6 protein-coding genes, 1 tRNA gene and 1 pseudogene are annotated in these 5,385 nt (G+C 25.8%); 4 read left to right on the forward strand and 4 right to left on the reverse strand.

What is annotated here, in order from left to right; translation table 11 throughout:
• The first annotated feature begins 196 nt into the window (after window positions 1–196).
• The 3 genes from HXZ74_RS16960 to HXZ74_RS16970 are packed head-to-tail and all read left to right on the forward strand — an operon-like array spanning window position 197 to window position 1,670.
• Window positions 197–403, forward strand: a complete 207-nt coding sequence (locus HXZ74_RS16960) for a helix-turn-helix transcriptional regulator (RefSeq protein ID WP_114999434.1) — start codon at window positions 197–199, stop codon at window positions 401–403.
• The gene (locus HXZ74_RS16965) at window positions 400–726 is read left to right on the forward strand and encodes a HipA N-terminal domain-containing protein (protein WP_286476496.1); all 327 of its coding nucleotides are present in this window, start codon (window positions 400–402) and stop codon (window positions 724–726) included. The genes HXZ74_RS16960 and HXZ74_RS16965 overlap by 4 nt, the downstream gene beginning before the upstream one ends.
• Window positions 723–1,670, forward strand: a complete 948-nt coding sequence (locus HXZ74_RS16970; RefSeq protein ID WP_286476498.1) for a HipA domain-containing protein — start codon at window positions 723–725, stop codon at window positions 1,668–1,670. The genes HXZ74_RS16965 and HXZ74_RS16970 overlap by 4 nt, the downstream gene beginning before the upstream one ends.
• 154 nt (window positions 1,671–1,824) lie before the next feature.
• Here HXZ74_RS16970 and HXZ74_RS16975 read toward each other — a convergent pair.
• The 4 genes and pseudogenes from HXZ74_RS16975 to HXZ74_RS16985 form a co-directional block, all read right to left on the reverse strand.
• A pseudogene (locus HXZ74_RS16975) lies at window positions 1,825–2,049 on the reverse strand (transposase); the annotation flags it as partial.
• 368 nt (window positions 2,050–2,417) lie between these two features.
• Window positions 2,418–2,491, reverse strand: a tRNA-Ile gene (locus HXZ74_RS16980).
• A gap of 201 nt (window positions 2,492–2,692) precedes the next feature.
• Window positions 2,693–2,836: an Arm DNA-binding domain-containing protein gene (locus tag HXZ74_RS17210; RefSeq protein ID WP_125350087.1), complete on the reverse strand. Its 144-nt coding sequence runs from the start codon at window positions 2,834–2,836 to the stop codon at window positions 2,693–2,695.
• 318 nt (window positions 2,837–3,154) lie between these two features.
• The gene (locus HXZ74_RS16985) at window positions 3,155–3,487 is read right to left on the reverse strand and encodes a hypothetical protein (RefSeq protein WP_286476499.1); all 333 of its coding nucleotides are present in this window, start codon (window positions 3,485–3,487) and stop codon (window positions 3,155–3,157) included.
• 690 nt (window positions 3,488–4,177) lie between these two features.
• Between HXZ74_RS16985 and HXZ74_RS16990 the strand changes: the two genes are divergently transcribed.
• Entirely contained in the window at window positions 4,178–5,131 is a 954-nt protein-coding gene (locus tag HXZ74_RS16990; RefSeq protein ID WP_435653713.1) for an IS1595 family transposase, read from the forward strand.
• Window positions 5,132–5,385 lie beyond the last annotated feature (254 nt).

The following is a 5,385-nucleotide window of genomic DNA, read 5'->3' on the forward strand; positions in this document are numbered from 1 at the left end:
CTAGTTCACCTCATTTCCTTTGGTTCTTCAGTTATATCTAATTTAATACTACTTATTTAAAGTTGCTAATCTAATAGGCTCTCGAAGGGAAAAAAACGTACCCTAAAAGGTATAATACTTACGTTTAAATAAATATTATACCTTTTTGGGTATAAAATAAAAATTATGACTATATTTATACCTCAAAGGGTATAATATGAATCAATCAATTGCAGAATTTATCAAACAAAAAAGAAAAAGATTAAAACTTACACAACCTGAATTGGCTGAGAGAGCTGGAGTTGGTTTAAGATTTATTCGTGAACTAGAACAAGGAAAACCTTCTGTAAGGTTAGATAAAGTTAATCAAGTTTTAGCTTTATTTGGTTCTGAAGTTGGTGTAATTGATAAAATTGAGCAATGAGAAAAGGTTTAGTCTATTATAAAAATCAATTTGCAGGAACAATTTCTGAAAATGAAAATGGTTATATTTTTAAATACGATCAAGAATATTTGAATAATTTGGAATCGAAACCAATTAGTTTAACGCTTCCAAAACAACAAGATTCGTATGAAAGTAAAATTTTATTTCCTTTTTTTGATGGATTAATACCAGAAGGTTGGCTTTTGAATATTGCAGTAAAAAATTGGAAATTAAATTCTAAAGATCGTTTTGGTTTATTATTAACCCTTTGCAAAGATTGTATTGGAGCTGTTTCTATCGTTTCAAATAATGAAGAATTATGAAAAAATGCCTTAGTTGTTACAAAGAATTAGCAGAAAATGAAATTGATTTTCATTCTAAATGTTCTAAAAAAATATTTGGTTCAATAAATCCTCCTTCAATTGATTTTGACAGCAAACAATTAGAAGAATTAGCAAAAAAGTTGATTGTAAAAAGTGTTGCAGTTACAGGTGTACAGCCAAAATTATCTTTAAATCTTATAAGCGATATAAATAAACAATCAAGATTTACAATTGTGGATCTTGAAGGAAATTATATTTTAAAACCTGCTTCAAAAGAATATATCGACTTACCCGAAAATGAAGACTTAACCATGCATTTAGCGGAATTGGTAAAAATAAAAACAGCAACACACACACTTATTCGGCTTAATTCAGGTGAATTGGCTTATTTAACAAAGCGATTTGATCGAAAAAATCAAGATAAAATTGCTGTTGAAGACTTTTGTCAATTGACTGAAAATTTAACGGAACATAAATATCGAGGATCAATAGAAAAAATCGGAAAATTAATCTATCAACTAACTAAAAATAGTGGATTTGAAGCTCAAAAATTATTTGAAATTGTTTTATTTAATTATTTGACTGCAAATGCTGATATGCATCTTAAAAACTATTCATTAATCGAAAATGATTTCAATGAATACGAATTATCTCCAGCTTACGATTTATTGAATACACTGTTATTAATTCCCGATGATAAGGAAGAATCTGCATTAACAATTAATGGTAAAAAAAATAGATTAAAAATAGAAGATTTCAATCAGTTAGCGAAAACATTAAAAATACCTAATAAATCAGTAGAATCTATTTACAAAAGATTCATCAAAATTAGACTAAAATGGATCGATTTTGTGGAGATTAGCTTCTTAAATAAAGATACTAAACAAGCGTATATTGAAACATTGAACACTAGATTTAATAAATTGTTTAGTTCTAATAATTAGAGCAAGTATGACTTCAAGAACCTCAGCCACCAAGAAAACACGTTCCATGAGGCACTCGAAGGGAAAAGAGTAAACACTCGAAAGGAAAAGATCGTAAAATGTGGCACTCTCCTTTAAAGTGTGTAAGTTATAAATAACTTGGGTTAGGATATTTTTAAATTCTAACCCTTTTTTGATATAAATTCAAGAATTGATCTAAAATAATTCCCCAATTATGTATTGGCATAGACCATTTTTTGGTTGCTTCTCTTACAGCCAAATATACGGATTTCATAACAGCTTCGACGGTTGGAAATGATAATTTATTTTTGGTGTATTTTCTGATTTTTCCGTTCAAATTCTCAATAAGATTAGTTGTGTAAATGATTTTTCTGATCTCTTAAGGAACTCGTTATAGTGTACTCAAACTCTTTTCTCTTCTTTTTATACTACAATTTAAGATTTTCAAATCTAAAGGAACTCGTTTCAGAACCGCATACTTAGTCTTAGTCTCATTCACATCGTAAAATACATATATCTGAAACCTCAAAAACTACTAATCGGCTCATAATTCATACTTTTTTGAGCCAATTAATCAAAATAATCGGCTCATCGTTAAATGAAATAAAAAAATAAATTGGGATTACCTTATTGAAGAAAGTCTTTCAAGCTTACTAAAAAAAAACATAAAAACTTTATTTACAATAAATTATAAATAAAATTAAAAATTATAGACATAAAAAAAGCACCTTTTTAAAGGTGCTTTTGTGGTCCCACTTGGGCTCGAACCAAGGACTTGCTGATTATGAGTCAGCTACTCTAACCAACTGAGTTATAGGACCCAGAGTAAAAGATCAATTTCTTTTCTCGTGGGTGCAAATATATAAAATCTAAAACATAAAAAACAAGTTAAAAATAAAAGAATTTTGATATTTTTTACAACAAATTCAATTACAATATAATAATAGTGTAAATTTTTATATAATATTTACAATCCTTAATTTGATTAAAAATGAAATGAAATAATTTATGGTTTATTATCATTATAACTTTATTAAATATAATTGACCTGTTGAAAAATATGTTCTCTTTCCATTCTGATAACAGCAAATCTGAATTAATAATTCTTCATTTTTATTGATTTTATTCTTCCTATTATAAACCAATGAAATTTGTATTTGGCTCATAATTATATGTTTTTATAAGTCAAATCTATTTTAGATCATTGATGAATTTTCTTATTTAGAATTAGGCTAAAAAAAATGGTGTGAAATAGTGAATTTAAAATGTATTATTGATATTAATAAACTTTTTGCTGACGATTTACATATATTTCTGATCTAAAATCTAAAGAAAATATCGATTTATTCACTTACAATTTTGAGTTTAATCAATTATAAAAATTGACCGCTTTGAATATTTATATTTAACGACAAAATGCACCTTACAGAAGGATTTTTAGAATTAATTTAGATAACTATATACTTGAATGTACCAATAAAAAATTATTCCACAAATCTTAGAATATCAGAAATGTAACTTTTTGGTAGTTGTTCAAACTTTTGATAAAGTTTAAGAATTTCAAATGCTATTGATGAATCTTTAATTTCAGGTAACTGAATAGAAGATTCATTATTTTCTAAACAAAAATAAAACTGAATATTGGTTTTTAAATGACGAATCTTAAATTCAATTTTAAATGTTTTAGATTCTTTTGAAATAATTTTTAGAGTACCTCTATTAATTTCAAATAGTTTTTCATTCTCATATCTTTTTAATTCTAATAAGATGTAATCATTTATATATTTCAGCATTTGTTGTTCATCAATTATTACCATTCTTTTTATATATGGTATAAATTTACTTAAAAAACTTAGAAGTTTGAACTTATATTTAACTAGAAAAATCTTCATTGTACTATATGTTAGTTTAAATTTAATTAAACTAACTCCTTGATATACAAATAACAAAAGCCAGCTAATTAGCTGGCTTTTTTCAACTTGATAAAGTTGACTCTTAACGTTGATCAATGTTGTTGTATTAACGAAAAATCATAAAGTCAAAAATTATGCAAAATTTCGAAAACGAACAAAGAAAAAGTACAGTAAAAGTTACAAGAAAAACATTCGCCTCTCACAACGGAATAATAACTCTTGAATCAGAAACTTATATTGAAACTATTGAATCAACTAACATAAAGAGTTCATCAAATAATTTTAAAACTTTATTTAATAGATTAATCAAATTTTTATTGACTTCCGAAGGTTTAATATCACTTTTTGATTATTTCAAAGAACCTATTATTTCAACTTTAATAAAAGTATTGGTATTTCTTTTATTCATGCTTAGTGAAATATCAAGTACCTAATTAAAAATTGTATTTAAATATTATTTGTAATTAATTAAACCAACTTCATGTTTGTAACATGCTGATTTCAAGCAGTAAAATATTTTTTTAAATAAGCTTAAAATTTATTTTGCTGCATTGTTCAGCCTCACAATTATTTAATAAATTTAATAAAACAATAATGCTAAATAGTTTAAAGTCAAAAGATAATAAAGCGTTTTCTTCTTTAATACAAATGGTAGAAGTTCTTGATACAGAAGAAAAATGTAGAATATATTTAGAAAAATTACGATGGAATGATGAACCAGTTTGTCCACATTGCGGAAGTGTGAACAAAAATCATTATAGATTAAATTTTAAAGGTGTTCATAAAGGTTTATATAAATGTAAAGATTGTAAAAATAGATTCACTGTTACTGTAGGAACTATGTTTGAAGGCTCTCATATAAAATTGAAAAAATGGTTCATGGCTATTTATCTATTTTCTGCTCATAAAAAAGGTATCAGTAGTTCACAATTACATAGAGATTTAGGAGTAACTCAAAAAACTGCTTGGTTCATGTTAAGTAGAATTAGATATTCATTTAGAGCAAAAACTATGATGAAATTTGATGATGTTACACAAGTTGATGAAACATTTATAGGAGGTAAAAACATGAAAAAACCAAAGGAACGTAGAGTTAAAAATACTCAAGGTAGAAGTACCAAAACAAAGACCGTTGTTTTTGGTTTATTAAGTAATGGAATTGTTACTACTGAAATTATTCCAAATACAAAAGGTAAAACTTTGAAAGCTGTGATTAAAGATATGGTAAAAGAAGGCTCAATAATTGTATCAGATGGTTGGGTAGGTTATTCTGGATTAAGTAAAGATTATATACATAAAAGAATACCACATAATAAAGGTCAATTTGTAGAAGGAGAATTTCATACAAATGCAATTGAAGGTTTCTGGAGTCTTTTAAAACGAGGTATCTTAGGTATTTATCATTCTACAAGCCCTAAACATTTACAAAAGTATTGTGATGAATTTTCATATAGATATAATACAAGAAATCTTAGTGATGGAGATAGATTTAATATTGCATTACTTAATGCAACTGATAGACTAACTTACGATGAACTGATAGCTTAGAGTTTCGAAGTTGTTATATTTCTTATAAAGAAAATCAATATGTCGAAAATCAAATCACTTCTTACAAGATTAAAAATATTATTAATAAAAAAGTTTATTGTTGCTAAATACTATATTATTAATTTTTTAGGTAGCTTTATACCTTATTTTAGAAATATGGATTTTACTAAAGAAAGGTTTGGATATGCAAACAAAAATAGGAGTATTAGTTAAGCTACATTTTTATAACTAATTTTTTGTTGATTAAATTCTTC

The sequence above is a fragment of the Empedobacter sp. R750 genome (assembly GCF_030324345.1).
Taxonomy (GTDB): domain Bacteria; phylum Bacteroidota; class Bacteroidia; order Flavobacteriales; family Weeksellaceae; genus Empedobacter; species Empedobacter falsenii_C.

Bases quoted from the DNA above. Each gene is read 5' to 3' on its own strand.
- HXZ74_RS16985 (WP_286476499.1), bottom strand. From the start codon at position 3,487: ATGGTAATAATTGATGAACAACAAATGCTGAAATATATAAATGATTAC.
- HXZ74_RS16965 (WP_286476496.1), top strand. From the start codon at position 400: ATGAGAAAAGGTTTAGTCTATTATAAAAATCAATTTGCAGGAACAATT.
- HXZ74_RS16990 (WP_435653713.1), top strand. From the start codon at position 4,178: ATGCTAAATAGTTTAAAGTCAAAAGATAATAAAGCGTTTTCTTCTTTA.
- HXZ74_RS17210 (WP_125350087.1), bottom strand. From the start codon at position 2,836: ATGAGCCAAATACAAATTTCATTGGTTTATAATAGGAAGAATAAAATC.
- HXZ74_RS16970 (WP_286476498.1), top strand. From the start codon at position 723: ATGAAAAAATGCCTTAGTTGTTACAAAGAATTAGCAGAAAATGAAATT.
- HXZ74_RS16960 (WP_114999434.1), top strand. From the start codon at position 197: ATGAATCAATCAATTGCAGAATTTATCAAACAAAAAAGAAAAAGATTA.